This is a genomic window from Microscilla marina ATCC 23134 (genome assembly GCF_000169175.1).
GTDB classification, from domain to species: Bacteria; Bacteroidota; Bacteroidia; order Cytophagales; family Microscillaceae; genus Microscilla; species Microscilla marina.
On the sequence record NZ_AAWS01000002.1, the window covers coordinates 197,306 to 212,932 of the forward strand.

Consider the following 15,627-nt stretch of genomic DNA (forward strand, 5'->3'; position numbering starts at 1 on the left):
CTACACACTGGCTATAAAATCGTATAAATCGTCTTTGGCTCCCAAGGCAAGCTTTTTCTTAAGGCGATAGCGTGCCACTTGCATACTTTTAGGGGCTACATTCAGCATTCGGGCTATTTCTTTGCCCGAAAGTTTAATGCGAAGATAAGCACAATGTTTTAATTCGTTTTGGGTAAGGTTAGAAAACTGCTGACTGAGGTCTTCGAAAAAGCGTGGGTGTACTTTTTCAAAGTGCAGCTTGAACCTATCCCAGTCATCAGTGAGTGTGATGTTATTATTGATCAGCGTTGTGATTTTTTTTAGCGACTTTCTTTTATCTGTCGGTGTAAACTCTATAAGCCCAGTTACCATGTCATTGATATTACCCAAAATCTCGTTTTTTTGGTATACAAACATGGCAGTAGTACTTAGTTCGCGTTGGCTGTGTTCGAGCGCATTCTGAAGCTTATCCGTCTTAAGTTGGTTGAGTTCTGCTTGAGTTTTTAGTTCTTCCTGGATATGCCTGTGTTCTTTGTCTTTGAGTATAGCCTGTGTTTCAAGATGTTCTTTTTCCAAACGGGTTTTTTCAGTGTTTACCTCAAACGTCCGTTCTTTTTGTTCAAACAAAGCTCTGCGCATTCTGGTACGGTTCCAAAGTGCCACCACTACGATCAGTAATACTCCAGCTCCGGCAAAAGCTACGTTGCGTTGCAAACTCCTGATGTTGGCCTCCTGGGCTTTTAACGCATTGTCCTTTTTCAACAGGGCAATTTCTTTTTGGTTTTTCTCAAATTCGTGCTTTGCCTCTATGTTGGCTATAGCCTTCCCTTTTTCCAGGTTTAGTAGGCTGTCCTTATGCACCAAGTACCGCTGTAGATATTCATTGGCTTTTTTGTGGGCACCTTGTGCTGTATAAAACCGGGCAATAGTTTGTTCGGCACGGCATACTATTTCCAGGTACCCTGTTTTTTGCGCTATTTCGTACGCCTGTTGAACCGCCGCCTGTGCTTTGTCAGGTTTGCCCAGTGCTTCGTATGCCTCAGCTATGTTTTGATAAGTACGGCTCACCTCTTTAGTAAACTGGTTTTGTTCCTGTATTTTTTTTGCTTTTAGCCATACCTGAAGCGCTTGGCGGTATTCTTTCCGAAAAAAATGTAATACCCCAATATTGACCAATATGGTAGCTATACGTGCCTGAATATGGTGACTTTCGGCAACTTTAAGTGCCTTTTGGTAATAAATCAATGCTGAATCGGACTTTTGGGTACGGCGGTATACCACCCCCATGTTGATCAAATTATTGATTTTTGCCGAAGGCGATACTTTAGGTGTTTGTTGGCTCAATTGTTCAGAGGTTTTAAAATACCTCATGGCCTTTTTATAATCTTTGGTAAAGAGATATACCAACCCAATATTGGTATGAGACGACACCAACCCCACAGAGTCTTTGATTTTTTCGCGCAAGCGCAAGGCTTCGTGGTGCAACTCCAATGATTTTTTATATTGCCCCTTGGGGCGATAAATTGCTGCCAGGTTGTTGAGGCAAGCTACATATTGTTTGGTGTTGTTCAATTGCTGAAACATAGACATTGCCTGTTTAGTACTATCTATGGCAGTGTTCAAGTTACCCTTGAGCCAATAAACTACTCCTAACTTGTGCAGTGCCAAAGCCTTGCCCCTTGAGTAGCTGAGCTGGTGGGCAAGGGCATAAGCTTGTTGGGCATACCTGAGGGCGGTATCGGCTGAGCTATACTTAAATTCCCAGGCAAGCTGATCAAGCGTGAGTACCCGTGTGGTGTCGGTTTGGATGGGGAGCACATTTTTCAGACTATCTATTGCGTGGGTGTTTTGGGCATGGACAGACACGCCCCATAGCGTGAGCAGACTTACCAGGCTGGATAAGGTAAATAATAAACGGTGTTTCATTCGTGGTTTTTATGGTTGCTTGGTGCAGTATTTAAGATGAAGCATTACACAGGTAAACGGCTTAAAAATAAAAGAGCTAAAAAGAAAGCATATAACTTTTTGGTATTTGGTATAGCCATAGATATTGACTAAATATAGCCCGATTACCATAAGTGCTTACCTACAATCAAGTGATTGAGTTTAAGCAAAACTGTGTACGTAGTGCCTTTGCAGTAGGTGCTTTGACTCAAATAGCCCTTTTATTACTTGTTTTGGTTGATCAAAGCCAGCAATATAAAAAAGCAATTTTGAAATACGAACAAAAATAGCACTATACAATAATATTTCTGAGAGATTACATAGAAGTTGTTTCGATTTCTACTAACTTAAATTACGCCTGGGTAAAGCTTTTTTTTACCAATTAAGGCTTGAACATTAAAAAAACAAATGCATAGGCCATCTATGATAGGCGAAAAAAAAATATTTATACTCAAAAACTCAACGATATGCATACCAACATGGACACCCTCTGGCTCGACCTCAATGAAGAACTGTATAAGTTTATTGTAGGAAAGGTAAAAGAGGAACAAACGGCAAAAGATATTCACCAAGAGGTTTTTTTAAAGGTTCAAACCAATATCCACCAGCTAAAACATACTTCTAAGCTTACCTCTTGGGTGTATCAAATTACCAGAAACACCATTGTTGACTATTTTCGAAAAGCAACCCACCACAGTATACCCATCGATCAGGTAGATATTCCTGAAGCAGCCACCGACAACTTCGACTATGCACACCTCACCAACTGCATCAACCAAAAAATAGCGCATCTTTCGGCACAACATCAAGAAGCAATTGTGTTAACCTCCTTTAAAAACTATTCGCAAAAAGAACTCGCAAAGCATTTAAAAATCTCCTATTCTGGAGCAAAGTCAAGGGTACAAAAAGCACGGGAAATTTTAAAAAACAATATTTTAGATTGCCCAAATGTTGCGGCTGATCGTTCGGGCAAACCAATAGATTTTGAAAATAATTAGAAATAGCTCCGTCTTTTTTGCTCCCTTGCCGTCCACCTTAGAGCTTGTTTAAAATTTCGGTTATAGGATATTTTATGATGAATTTTGGGATTAGATGCGTCACATTTTGAGGTAATAGCAGCGCTATTGCTGATAACCGAACCTGTAGCTTTGCTACGGTGAGCTCTGCTTTAGCTAAATTAACTTCGTTGAGCTCACCACAGCGCAGCTGTAGGTTCGGTTTGACAAAATATAATTAGAAAAGTCGCGTAAAAGCTCACAGTCCCGAACTTGATTCGGGGACCTAATCAATGAAGTTTAAACAAGCTCTTACACAACACAAAAAAATATACACATGGAGAATTCAAAAAAAACAGTGACGGTACAAATTCTGAATGCTTTTGCCGAAAATGGAAAAGGTGGCAACCCGGCAGGAGTGGTTTTAAATGCAGATACACTATCAGATAAAAATAAACTCGAAATTGCCAAAAAGGTAGGGCTATCAGAAACTGCTTTTGTGTCTAGGTCTCAAACTGCTGACTTTAAGCTAGACTTCTTTACCCCTAACAAACAAATAGCCCATTGCGGACACGCCACAGTAGCTGCTTTTTCTTATTTGAAACAACAAGAGGTGCTCAAAAGCGAAAGTTCCTCTAAAGAAACGATAGATGGCAAACGAAATATAGAGATGCAAGGAGACTTGGCTTTTATGGAGCAGCTGGCGCCAACTTACGTAGCTGTACATCCGCAAGAAGATAACATTTTGGCATCTTTGGGTTTGAGTAAAACCGACCTGATACCCAATGCCCCCATTCGGTTGGCAAATACAGGTAATTCATTTGTAATTGTTCCAGTCAAAGGCCAGGAAGTCTTGAAAAAGATCGTGCCTGATGCCGATTTGATAAGCAAAGTAAGCGAAACCCTTGACCTGATTGGTTATTATGTGTTTGCTGTGGACACTACCAACTATGATGTTACTACTAGAATGTTTGCGCCACGTTATGGCATACCAGAGGAGGCGGGCACTGGAATGGCAGCCGGACCATTGGCTTGTTACCTGTTTGATTGCTTGCACCTGAAAAAAGAAAGTTTTCGGATTCAACAGGGCAAATACATGGCTACACCTTCTCCTAGTTTGATTATGGTGAACCTGAAGGTTGAAAGTGGCAAAATAAAAAGCTTGATGGCAGGAGGAAAAGGGTTGTTAGACCGACAGTTGGAGATTGAGCTGGATGGTTAGCCAAAACGGACGCCCCCTTGACCAATTTTATTGCCAAGGGGTTTGTTGTTTTACAAAAAATCGTTTACCTTAAAACTACCGACTTCTATCTGTTGATTTTATAAGTTTTTAATAATCAGTACATTATAAAACCGACAATAGATTTGAAGCACCGATATGCATCGGCATCTAAAGACTTGTCGCTAAAAGCTTAAGGCTGTAGAAGCTTCTATCTATTAAAGGCTGAAATAGCTTGGAATAATCGCCCAAAAATACTTGATTAGCAAAGCTATAAACAATTTTATTACATATAAATCCAAACGACTATGATAGATATCCCTTACTTTGCCGACCTTCACTGTCATCCTACTATGAAGCCTTTTCGTCAAGTGCCACAAGCAAATATTTTTGATAATATAGATACGCAAGGAGCTTGTCAGGAACTAAACTGGCTCACCCGACCCGCCGCCAAAAACATTGTAAAAGTATCGCAAACTAATATAATGAAGTGCCAACAGGGGAAACTCAGGCTAATGTTTGCCTCTATTCATGCGCCTGAGCGTAAATTTTTTGATCTGAAAGACTGGGTAGAGTTTATGCTTGAATTTAGCGCCAACGATCAAACAGTAAAACTTGGGGTGTGCATGACAGGCTTTGATCGTTCTGTAGTAGAAGGGTATATAGACGCTCATCGTAAGAATAAAGACCAAGCCATTCATTATTTTGATGAAACCCAACGCGAATATGAATACCTGGTGATGCAAGCAAAACAAAATGAGTGTATAGGCATTGCGGGCGATTATGAAGAACTGCAGCGCATCTTAAGTACACCTGATTCAGTGGCAATTATCCCAACTATAGAGGGCATGCATAGTTTGGCTATTTTCACCAATTTTGAGCAACAAAACCTGAGTTTCGATCAGGTAAACGATACTTCTGACCCTTACTATCAACACTTTGCTACCCAGTACCAAATTAACATTGGTAGAATAAAAAGCTGGGGAGGAGGGAACCATGCGCCTTTTTTTATCACTTTTACGCACTATTTCTGGAACTTGCTCTGTGGGCACGCCAAATCGGTAGAAAGCTTTGCCATGAGCCAATCATTTAATCTGGATAAAGGTTTTTCAGCATTGGGCAAGGTGGCTGTTCAGGCTTTATTGAGCCGAGAAAATGGGCGGCGTATATTGGTAGATACCAAACACATGAGTGTAGCATCGCGCCGCGATTTTTATGATATTTGGGACCATTACAAGAGTCAAGGCGATAGTTTTCCTATTATTTGCAGCCACGCAGCCCTCACCGGAAAGGCTACCTTGAGCGACCTGGAGGCAAGCTATGACAAAGGGCATGTGCTCGAAAATGAATATTTCAACACCTGGTCTATCAACTTATGCGACGAAGATGTACGATACATTCATCAATCGGGTGGTTTGCTTGGGTTAATGTTTCACGATGAGCGCATGCCAGGTGGTTTAGCCAAACAAGCCATTGAAAAGGCCAAGGCATTGCCCGATGCCCAGGAAAGATATGACCAAATGCGCAATGAGTATTTACGCCTTTGGATGGTCAATGCTCTTCAGGCAGTAAGGGCAATCAACGATGTAAGTGCCTGGGATATACTCTGCATTGGCTCTGACTATGATGGTATTTTAAACGGCTTTGATATTTATGAAGATGTAGCCTGTTACCCCGATTTGCAATTGCATTTATTTCAATACTTGCATAACCCTTTGCCTTGTCCCTTTGTAGAAGGTTTGCAAACTAAAGAAGACATCAAAAAACTCTACTTTGGATTGACACCTGAGCAAATTATGGAAAAAGTGTTGTACAAAAATGTAGACAATTTTATGATGCGTTACTACAACAATTATTATTTGAAACAAGGCAAAGCGGTAAATTTAATGGCATAAGGGACTGATAATAAAAAGCTTCACTGTGTTTTGACCCAACAGTTTTGTTTACAACAAGCGTTCATTATTTGTTGAATGCTTGTTGTAATTTTTTGCCTTACCTGAGCATTCCAAACTGCCTTCTTATCCAGTAAAACTTACGCCTACGATGTACCTCTCCACCACCACCGTGCCGCCCATAAGGGTATACATAATAAGATTTAGGGGCTTTGATGTGGTTATAAGTTGCAAAACAAGTAATAGGGGGGCAGGTAAGGTCTTGTAGCCCCACACTCATAAGTACAGGAACCTTGATGTAAGGGGCAAAGTTTTTGGTATCGAAATAAGAAAAGTTTTTGCGTGATTTTTTCCAGGTCATGCCTGGGGTAGCCTTGATGTACCTTTTTACCTCGTCTCTAAAGTTAGACACGATTTTTAGCAGACGCGGAATATCAGACAAAAAAGGCACATCGGGCGCGCATAGCTTTACACGTTTGTCAAGAGCGGCAGTCATTAAACTCAAAGCTCCCCCTTGGCTGGCACCCTCTACTGCTACCCGGCTGTGGTCGAGCTCAGGGCGGGTAGCCAAAAAGTCGAGCGCCCTTATACAGTCCATCACGGCTCCCCGATACACATATTTGTAGGGGTCTTTCAGGAGGTGAGTAAAAAACTTGAAATAGTTGCCTTGAGGGTTTATTTCATCCTTACTATTGCCGTGTCCCCTAATATTGAGCGATAAAACAGCAAAGTCGAGAGGAATGCCATGCAAAGGACGCTTTTTGAGGGATTGAACATTAAAAAATGAGCCTCCCAGCGAAGGCAGCTGTAGAATGACGGGGTGCTTGGTACCTTTAGTAGGTACCCGGTACCAACCCCTGACGGTGACATGCCCCATGCTTTTCATTTCTACCAAATATACATTGTACTGAGGAGTACACAATTGTTTGCGTTTGGTTACTTTGAAATGAGGATGTACCTGACGCAAGCGCCAAAGTGAAGTTTTCCAGAATTTTTTAAAATCGACTTGTTTATTTAACGGAGAGCGTTGCTTGTTGATGGCGTAGCCCAACACCATATAGGCGTGCGACAACCACCCCGTGTAGTTTTTAAGCGAGCAACTTGCCAGGTAAAAGTTGGGCGATGAAGCAAAGTATTGAAAGTTTACTTCTATGGTTTTGCGGGCGGGCACCAGCACGTGCCTGGTCTTGGTTTTTAGGTGGTGGCGTGGTTGCAAAACGGCAATGTTACAGTATACCACAGCACGCACCGGAGCATAAGTATTGTTTTTGATCTGACAGCTAAATTTGAGGGGTTTACCCAGCTTAAAGGTTCCATTACCCTTGAGCACGATCACTTTGGCAGTCAATGATTTTTTTTTCTTCTTTTTCTTCTTTTTTTGGCAGTAGCCAGGTTGGGTTGCCCCAAAAATTGCCATACTCACCCACCATACAATCAATAAATGCTTCATATACTTTTTACTTTCTCAAAACTTACCCAATACAAAAACAATAGTCCGCAGCCCCCCGAAAAGGTTCTAGTACTCCAGACACTAAATATGTAAAGCACTATTTCGCTTCTTTTGCCCTTTGACTTCTCTTGAAAAATATCGCGTAGCTACGGCTATGCTCAATTTTTCAAGATCGCCAAAGAACAAAACCGAGCTTTTCGCGAGCTCAACGTAGTTAATCTAACCAAATTTCCACTTTACCTACTTAGAAGCTAGAGTACTAGGGACTAGTTGCAAGGTTCTAGGTACACCCTGTTCTACAGGCAACTAACAAGTTCATAGTATGTTTATTTTCAGCGGTTTATGAATTTGTTAGTTAATAGCAAACTCGAATAAATACTCTCATACCTAATCATCAAAGAGTGAAAGTAGTTTTGTTTACTAAATTCTTTTAAAGTGTTTGCACCACAAACTACTCTACCTACTATTTTTTCGCCTCGGTTTGTGTCTTCACAACCGAGTTTACGAGTCCTTAGATACCGATGAATGTCGGTGCTCAGCAAAGCTAAATCGCCTTGTCTTAATGCTTGTAAATAGTGTTTTTCAGGGTTCCGATCAGCTCGTGGAGACACGAGCTGAGGCGATGACGGTACTTTTGGAAAACCGAAGCTACATTACTGTGCTGGACTCAACGAAGTTAAAAGCTGGGTAGAGTAACCACAAACGCTCCTATAAATAGAGTTTAAATATTTAAATGGCTGATATTTTTACTTGAAATCACTGCGGAGCATTGAAAAAGTAACAAGCTACTTATTTCAAATGTTTTTTTTGATCAGGCATCAACATCTTGGAACACTCTTTAACTAATTTAAAAAGTATTTGTAAAAGTACATTCTTTGGCTTTGAGCAGAAAATCAATGGTAAAGAAAAAGGAGAAAGTTTTGTCAGGTTTATACTTCCACTTCTACCTGAAGCGAAATGGGTAAATGGCTGAAGCTTGCCTGAAGTTGTTCGCCGTATTCGGCTACTTCTTCCTGATCGGTGATCCACTCAATGTGTAGGGGTATTTTTACCTTTTGGCGATAATCCGCCAATATACTTATGAGTTGTTTGATGCCTTTAAAAGCGCTCAGGTTTATTTGGTCTAGTTGAATGTGAAACTCAATAGGGCAAGTGTTTTCGCTGAGATAGTGGGTCATCCAATCAATAATGGGGGCAAAAAAGGTGTGGTCGTCATCGTCAAACGCATTGCCAGTGATCTGAAACAAATTAATGGCCACATCAAAGCAAACTTTTGGCGAACTACTGCTTGCATTGATCAATAAACTTTGCATAGGTCCGGAGGGCTTGTTTACTCCAGTAGTATTATTAGAAAACAGGCGCTTTCTCAATAAACTACATCTTTGTTTGATGATTTGATACAAAGTTGCCAATGTCTTTTCAATTTAAATATTTACACTAAAACTATCACTTAAATAAGGTGAGTAGTTGAGTAGCTTGGTGGTGGTAGCTATACAAATATAACAAAGTCTCTGCACATCAGGGCGTACAGAGACCATTTTTTTGAAAATTGTGGTAAAAAGGTACACGAAATTGCAGTGGTATCTGGCTACAAACCTTGATACCATTGCAGTGCCTGACTTACTTCGTTGAGCGTAATGGGTTGGTTAAAGTTGGCTTTGCCTACCTGCTCTAGCAAGGTACATTGTATTTTACCACCCTCATTTTTTTTGTCTTGCCTGGTCAATTGGGCTATAGCAGCTACTTCTTCGTCTTTGATTGTCAACGTAGGGTACAGTTTATCAATGTATTGGGTAATACGGTTGAGGTCACTTTCACCAATAAAGCCTTTTTGTTGTGCCAGGTATGCTTCGCACATCATACCAATAGCAATGGCTTCGCCGTGTAGCAAGGCCCTTTGGTCATCGGTCAAGTAGTAGCTTTCTATAGCATGCCCTATAGTATGCCCAAAGTTAAGTATTTTGCGCAAGCCACGTTCGTAAGGGTCAGTATCTACCACTTGTGCTTTTACTGCTACCGAGTGCTGTACAATGTCTTGCCAGTCGAGGGTATGGTAATTACTCTGCTGCAGGGTTTGCCACTTGTCAGCATCGGCAATGAGGCAATGTTTGATAACCTCGGCGTAGCCCGATAGCAGTTGACGGGCGGACAATGTTTGCAAAAAAGGAATATAAATGTATACCAGGTTGGGTATCTTAAATGTTCCAATGTGGTTTTTAAACTGCTGAAAATCAATGCCTAACTTGCCCCCTACGCTCGCATCTACCTGCGATAACAAGGTAGTAGGCATTTGAATAAAGTCTATGCCACGCTTATAAGTAGTGGCACAAAAACCACCCATGTCGCCAATCACTCCACCTCCCAGGTTAATCACCATTCCCTTGCGATCCATCGCGTAGTCAGTCATTTGTTGCCAGATGTGGCTACAGGTAGTCAGGGTTTTATTTTGCTCACCGCTTTGAATCTCTATGAGCAAGTGTTCGGTGGGCAAAAAAGGTTTAAGCAAGGGGTAGCAATGTTCGTGGGTGTTTTCGTCTACTATGACCGCTATTTTGGTAGGGTTACGTTGAGTTACAAAACGTTCAAATTCGTTTAAATCAAGGGCAATACGCACATTTTGACTTTCCATCAAAGCATTCATTCTTTTCTATTATTTTTTTAATTCAACACTAAGTTTGAACAATAGTAAGTAAAATACTTGAAATCTCCGTACCTGTTTGGGCTATAGGTCAAGTTTGACCACAGGTTGGCTATGCTGCGCCCACTGTTTTACCCTACCTTGTGCGTAGCCGCTCTGCTACTTTTAGGTCAGTATTGAGCTGTTCAAAATCATAGTACATGCCTTTTTCGTCCGAACGACTTTCTGCGTCGAGTTCTATGGCTTTTTTGTCAAGCAACTTGCCCAGGTTAGAGTGTACGGGTTGTTTGCCAACAGGCACCAAGGCGGTTTGTAATTGTTTGACTTCTTTATCACGGTAAATCTTCTGGTCTACCTGATTAAAAATTACCCTTAGTAGCTGATTCTCTTCATTTTGAGCGTCTATTCGACGGTTTTCTGACTTCATTGCCTGACGACGCATAAAGGGAATTAACCAAAATAAAAAAGAAAAGGCAAAGGGGATCATAGTTGTCCAAACATAAAATACATCAGGCAATGTATCTATATTTTCTCCATCAGACACCAGAAATAAAATCAAAAAAGGCGCTACCAAGGACATAATCCAATTAAAAGCATTGACATACATGATGTTATTGTTGGTTTCCTTGTCGTTGTCGTTCATGGGACGGTGAGGAATCGGGCGTTTCCAAATTGGAAGCACAGCCTGATGTGGGGTGGAGGCTATCAACGGGTTCTTAACTTCCTGCTCATCGTTTGTACCAAGCACTGTAGGGTCAAAATCGGCAAAGGTATACACAATTACCCCTTCCTCGGTTACGGTAGCATCGCCGTGGTAGTTGGCCAATAGTTGAGCTGCCTCTTCTTGTGCCTGGCGCACGCTCCATCCAGTCAGTTTTACAATTTCAGCTACTACTATTTTGCCTTGGTTTTGGCTAATGAAACGCAATAATTGTTTTTCCAGCTTTAGGTCATCCGTTTTTTGTCGGGTGGCCCCAAACACATAAGAAAACACTTGGTGAATGTAGCCATCATCGGACAATATATCTCCTTCTCTGCCTTTCATCAACATACTGAACACATCACGCAGGGCTTTCAATATTTTTCCAAGTACTTCGCCCAATATATCGCCGTTGCGGGTAATAATAGCCACAGCAAAAGCCAGCACTAATACATAAAACAGCAAATAGGTAAACAACATGAGTACAATCCATACCTTGAAGAAAAAGGTAAAGCCTTTCCACGCCAGTTTAAACGCCTTTTGGAGCATCATTTTTGGGGTCAATTGCTCCTCGCGTGACTCAAAATCGAATACGTACACCAACTCGTGTTTTTCGTTGGTTTCGAGGTGTGCCGGGTAGTCGTCGAGCAAACTACGCACTGCCAGGTCTACCCAATCTTTAGACAAGCCTGTGCCCACTACCATGTCTAGTTGAGTGGCTCCTTGAGGTTTGGTTTTCAGGAAGTTGACCAGCAGTTTTTTAAACTCCGCTTCGTTATAGTCTTTTCGGTCTATAGTGTTATCCATTTCTTATTGTTTTAATTACCTCTAAGTCGGTTTGCACTTCTTCAAATATATAATAAGCCCCTTGTGTGTCTGCCATACTTTCTGCCTCAAGCTCATGAGCCTTTTGGTCAAGCAATTGGGGCAATTCTTTGTTTCTAAGTTTTTTGCCCTCAGGTACTATTTTTTGTTGAAGCCCATCCAATACCTCATGTTTGTATAGCTTGCCTGGTATTTGGTCAAATATCACTCCCAGCAATCTGTATTTCTCGTTGATGGCATCTATGCGGCGGTTGACTGCATTTACTCCAAAGCGACGTAAATTCGGGATAAGCCAAAACAAAAAAGAGTAACAAAAGGGAATAACAAATAGGATAATCAAATATGTTTTATTCAAAAAAAAGCTTAAGCTTATATCCGAATCATCTTTAAAAGCCCCTACGATCAACATAAAAGTTACCACAAGCATAATAGGTGATAAAAAAGACATCATCCAATTAAATTGATTGCCACTGACAATGCTGCGGTTGATCTCTTTATCATTGTCGTTCATTCTGCGAGCAGGTAACAAACGTTCCCAAATAGGGGCAGTTCCTAATTTTACAGCTTCTTCTATTTCCTCAGCATGTGTCTCCCTTAGTTCGGCTTTGGTAGGCAATTGTGGGGCGGGTATTTTTTCTTGTATGTTCTCTCCACTCTCATTTTCTGCTTTTGTAACTAATAACTGTGTATGTTCTTCCAACAACTTTTTATGCTCCCTTTTCTTAATTTCAGTCAATTTTTTAGCCCTTAATTTCTGATTATAGGTTTCTACAAGCTTGTTTATTTCTTGGCTATCTTCTAAATCAGGAAAAGAATACACAATCACTCCCTCATCGGTTACTTCAGCATCGCCATGATAGCTTGCCATGAGTTGAGCAGTTTCTTCTTGTGCCTTGCGAATGCTCCAACCAGTAAGTTGTACAATTTCGGCAGCAACGATTTTACCCTTATTTTGGACAATAAAATTCAATAATAACTTCTCTATCGCCAAATCGTCTGGTTTAGGGGTAGTTTCGCCAAATATGTAAGAAAACATCTGGTGTACAGCACCCTCATCATCTTCTTGCTCTTCACTAGGGCGTCGGTTCAACAATGCAAAAGCATCTTGTACTATACGTTCTCCTTGTCCCATCACTCTTTCTATAAAGCCACCTGAACCAAAACCACCTTCATAACCAGCAAACAGTGCAAAGATGCTAATTACAATGAAGAATAAGATTAAAATAATGGCATTGACCAAAAAGTAGGTGCAATACATGAGCAGTGTCCATACTTTGAAAAAAACAATGAAGCCTTTCCAAATGCCACGCAACACCTTATTTGCTACCTGTAAGAAGGTAAGGCTTTCTTCTTTGGCGTCAAAGTCAAACACATAGATGAGTTCATGTTTTTCGTTGGTTTCGAGGTGGGCAGGGTAGTCGTCTAGCAAAGCACGTACGGCAAGCTCGACCCAGTCTTTAGACAAGCCAGTACCTACTACCATTTCTAGCTGGGTGGCTCCTTGGGATTTGGTTTTCAAGAAGTTGACCAACAATTTTTTAAATGCTTTTTCGTCGTAGTCTTTTCTATCTATAGTATTATCCATAGGTGTTGCTTATTGGTATAAATCAAAGTCGTTTTTTTAGACATCCTAATCACCTTTAAAAGTTATAAATAATTGAATAAAAAACAGTATGATTGTAAAAAAAATAGCAATTTGAAGGCTGAAAATCTAAAACAATGATTGTACGCTTTATCATAAACTATTTATCCAAAAACAAAACATCATTATGGGGGTACAAGAAGTTAAAATAGCTGCCAACCAAAAAGAACTGAACAGGTTTACCCGTTTTTTGCTCAAAGACATTCAGGCAATGGAATACATGCTTGAAAACGATTGGTTTGAGCAAGCACCTATCAGAATTGGTGCCGAACAAGAAGTATGTCTGGTTGACGAGCACGGCAAGCCTGCCCCAAAGTCTATGGAAATACTGGCGGCATTGAATCATCCAAGTTTTACTACCGAACTTTCCAGGTTTAATATAGAAGCCAACCTTAGCCCGGTAGAGTTTACAGGCGATTGTTTTAGCAGGGTGCAGAAAGAATTGGATGACTTGATGGACCTCATTCATAAAACCGCCCACGACCTGGAAGCCAGGGTGATTCTCACCGGAATTTTGCCTACCATTCGCAAGTTTGACCTTGACATAGAAAACCTGACACCTATCGACCGTTACTATGCTTTATTGCAAGCTATAGAGCGCTTGCGCGGCAAAGCAGCTTATGAACTCAAGATAGAAGGGCTGGACGAATTGAACCTTAAACACGACTCGGCATTGATTGAGGCGTGTAACACCAGTTTTCAAGTGCATTTGCAAGTCACCCCTCAAGATTTTGTAAGTAAATATAATATAGCGCAAGCCATTTCTGCCCCCGTGTTGGGGGTGAGCAGCAACTCACCTATGTTGTTTGGCAAACGTTTATGGAACGAAACCCGCATTGCGCTTTTTCAGCAATCGGTAGATACCCGTATTACCAATGAGCACCTGCGTTACACCAGCCCCAGGGTGACCTTTGGCAATGGCTGGGTCAAAAACTCCATCTTGGATTTATACAAAGAAGACATTGTGCGTTTTAAGGTATTGCTCACCACCGATGTAAAAGAAGATGTGCTGGATTCGGTCAAAAACAATAAAACGCCCCAGCTACAGGCATTGAGTATTCACAACTCTACGGTGTACCGTTGGAACCGCCCTTGCTACGGCATCAGCCCTAACGGAAAACCCCATTTGCGCATAGAAAACCGTATTTTACCTTCAGGACCTACTACCTTGGACGAAGTGGCCAATTCAGCGTTTTGGGTGGGGCTAATGAATGGCTTTGAAGAAGCTTACCCAGATGTAACCAAGGTGTTGGAGTTTGACGATGTAAAGGCTAATTTTATAAAAACTGCTCGCACTGGACTGGGAAGCAAACACCATTGGGTACACGGCAAAACAGTAAACGACATAGAGTTGATCCAAAAAGAACTTTTGCCCATTGCCCGCATTGGTTTAGAAAAAGCTAAGGTAGACGAGAAAGACATTAACAAATACCTCGAAATCATAGAAGATCGCACCGAAACTGGGATGAATGGCTCAAGATGGATACTGAAGTCTTACTCAAAATTGCTCAAAGAATCGACTAAAGAGGAAGCCACTACAGCTATTGTGGCTGGAATGGCATATAATCAAAAAACAAAAAAACCAGTCCACGAATGGAAACTTGCGAGTATACAGGATATTGCCGATTGGCACCCTACTTCGTTACTTGTCGAGGAATTTATGACTACCGATATATTTACTGTAAGTAAAGATGAAATTCCTGAGTTTAGCGCCGATATGATGGACTGGCGACGTATCAGGTATTTGCCCATCGAAAACGAGCAGGGGGAACTCATTGGTTTGATTACTTCGAGGCAGTTGTTGAGGCATTTTTCTACCATGTATAAAAACGAAAAACTGGACTACAGTACCATCAAAGACCTGATGATCAAAGATCCACTGACGATTGCGCCTGAGGCTACTATTATAGAAGCTATAGACGTAATGAATACCCAAAAAATTGGCTGTCTTCCAGTGGTGAATAACAAAAAGCTGGTGGGAATTATTACCGAAAGCAATTTTTTAAGTATTACCTCAAGTTTGCTTAAGCGACTGGCCGCCAAAAAGAAAAAAGCCATTAGAAAAGAAGAGGAAGCCAAACAAGAGAATAACACCGAGCCTGAGAAGGATAGTTGAGGAATGGGATCCTCATTAGGTACTGGTTTTTACTCCCTACTCTATAAGCTTTTACAGTTTTATAGCACATTGGCTCATTTTTAAACATACTCTAACTCAAGTTACGCGGTTTTCTGAAGGTCACATATTTCTATTGTTGCGCAATGCGTAGCCCAACCATTGAGCAATAAAGCCATATAATTATTAAAATAAGTAGATTTGTGTAGCTTCAGTACTCTAAGGAATGG

General features: G+C 41.1%; 10 protein-coding genes. 4 read left to right on the forward strand and 6 right to left on the reverse strand.

All coding sequences use genetic code 11. The annotated features are described in order from the left end of the window. Positions 1-1,905 (reverse strand): tetratricopeptide repeat protein, encoded by a 1,905-nt coding sequence (locus M23134_RS02090; protein ID WP_002693419.1) that lies wholly within the window; start codon positions 1,903-1,905, stop codon positions 1-3. Positions 1,906-2,390: 485 nt separating this feature from the next. Here M23134_RS02090 and M23134_RS02095 point away from each other — a divergent pair, with 485 nt between their 5' ends. The 3 genes from M23134_RS02095 (at position 2,391) to M23134_RS02105 (ending at position 6,032) form a co-directional block, all read left to right on the forward strand. Next, the gene (locus tag M23134_RS02095; protein ID WP_002693423.1) at positions 2,391-2,921 is read left to right on the forward strand and encodes a sigma-70 family RNA polymerase sigma factor; all 531 of its coding nucleotides are present in this window, start codon (positions 2,391-2,393) and stop codon (positions 2,919-2,921) included. Positions 2,922-3,255: 334 nt separating this feature from the next. Beyond that, positions 3,256-4,140, forward strand: coding sequence for a PhzF family phenazine biosynthesis protein (locus M23134_RS02100; RefSeq protein ID WP_002693426.1), 885 nt, complete (start codon positions 3,256-3,258; stop codon positions 4,138-4,140). A gap of 305 nt (positions 4,141-4,445) precedes the next feature. Continuing rightward, positions 4,446-6,032, forward strand: coding sequence for an amidohydrolase family protein (locus tag M23134_RS02105; RefSeq protein ID WP_002693428.1), 1,587 nt, complete (start codon positions 4,446-4,448; stop codon positions 6,030-6,032). A 97-nt stretch (positions 6,033-6,129) separates the two neighbouring features. Here the strand turns inward: M23134_RS02105 and M23134_RS02110 are convergent, their stop codons facing one another. The 5 genes from M23134_RS02110 to M23134_RS02130 form a co-directional block, all read right to left on the reverse strand. Beyond that, positions 6,130-7,479 (reverse strand): acetylxylan esterase, encoded by a 1,350-nt coding sequence (locus M23134_RS02110; protein WP_002693429.1) that lies wholly within the window; start codon positions 7,477-7,479, stop codon positions 6,130-6,132. Between the two features lie 929 nt (positions 7,480-8,408). Then, complete coding sequence (locus tag M23134_RS02115; protein WP_002693431.1) at positions 8,409-8,891, reverse strand: DUF1987 domain-containing protein; 483 nt, start codon at positions 8,889-8,891, stop codon at positions 8,409-8,411. A 176-nt stretch (positions 8,892-9,067) separates the two neighbouring features. Continuing rightward, positions 9,068-10,120, reverse strand: coding sequence for a 3-dehydroquinate synthase (gene aroB, locus M23134_RS02120; RefSeq protein WP_002693433.1), 1,053 nt, complete (start codon positions 10,118-10,120; stop codon positions 9,068-9,070). A 133-nt stretch (positions 10,121-10,253) separates the two neighbouring features. Then, positions 10,254-11,624 (reverse strand): hypothetical protein, encoded by a 1,371-nt coding sequence (locus M23134_RS02125; RefSeq protein ID WP_002693435.1) that lies wholly within the window; start codon positions 11,622-11,624, stop codon positions 10,254-10,256. Continuing rightward, entirely contained in the window at positions 11,617-13,227 is a 1,611-nt protein-coding gene (locus M23134_RS02130) for a hypothetical protein (RefSeq protein WP_002693437.1), read from the reverse strand. The genes M23134_RS02125 and M23134_RS02130 overlap by 8 nt, the downstream gene beginning before the upstream one ends. A 184-nt stretch (positions 13,228-13,411) precedes the next feature. Between M23134_RS02130 and M23134_RS02135 the strand changes: the two genes are divergently transcribed. Beyond that, on the forward strand, positions 13,412-15,400 hold the full coding sequence (locus M23134_RS02135) for a CBS domain-containing protein (RefSeq protein ID WP_002693438.1): 1,989 nt from the start codon (positions 13,412-13,414) through the stop codon (positions 15,398-15,400). Positions 15,401-15,627 lie beyond the last annotated feature (227 nt).

What these genes read in the sequence shown, in the direction of transcription:
- M23134_RS02090 (WP_002693419.1), bottom strand. Translation starts at nt 1,905, where the DNA reads ATGAAACACCGTTTATTATTTACCTTATCCAGCCTGGTAAGTCTGCTC.
- M23134_RS02095 (WP_002693423.1), top strand. Translation starts at nt 2,391, where the DNA reads ATGCATACCAACATGGACACCCTCTGGCTCGACCTCAATGAAGAACTG.
- M23134_RS02100 (WP_002693426.1), top strand. Translation starts at nt 3,256, where the DNA reads ATGGAGAATTCAAAAAAAACAGTGACGGTACAAATTCTGAATGCTTTT.
- M23134_RS02105 (WP_002693428.1), top strand. Translation starts at nt 4,446, where the DNA reads ATGATAGATATCCCTTACTTTGCCGACCTTCACTGTCATCCTACTATG.
- M23134_RS02110 (WP_002693429.1), bottom strand. Translation starts at nt 7,479, where the DNA reads ATGAAGCATTTATTGATTGTATGGTGGGTGAGTATGGCAATTTTTGGG.
- aroB (WP_002693433.1), bottom strand. Translation starts at nt 10,120, where the DNA reads ATGAATGCTTTGATGGAAAGTCAAAATGTGCGTATTGCCCTTGATTTA.
- M23134_RS02125 (WP_002693435.1), bottom strand. Translation starts at nt 11,624, where the DNA reads ATGGATAACACTATAGACCGAAAAGACTATAACGAAGCGGAGTTTAAA.
- M23134_RS02130 (WP_002693437.1), bottom strand. Translation starts at nt 13,227, where the DNA reads ATGGATAATACTATAGATAGAAAAGACTACGACGAAAAAGCATTTAAA.
- M23134_RS02135 (WP_002693438.1), top strand. Translation starts at nt 13,412, where the DNA reads ATGGGGGTACAAGAAGTTAAAATAGCTGCCAACCAAAAAGAACTGAAC.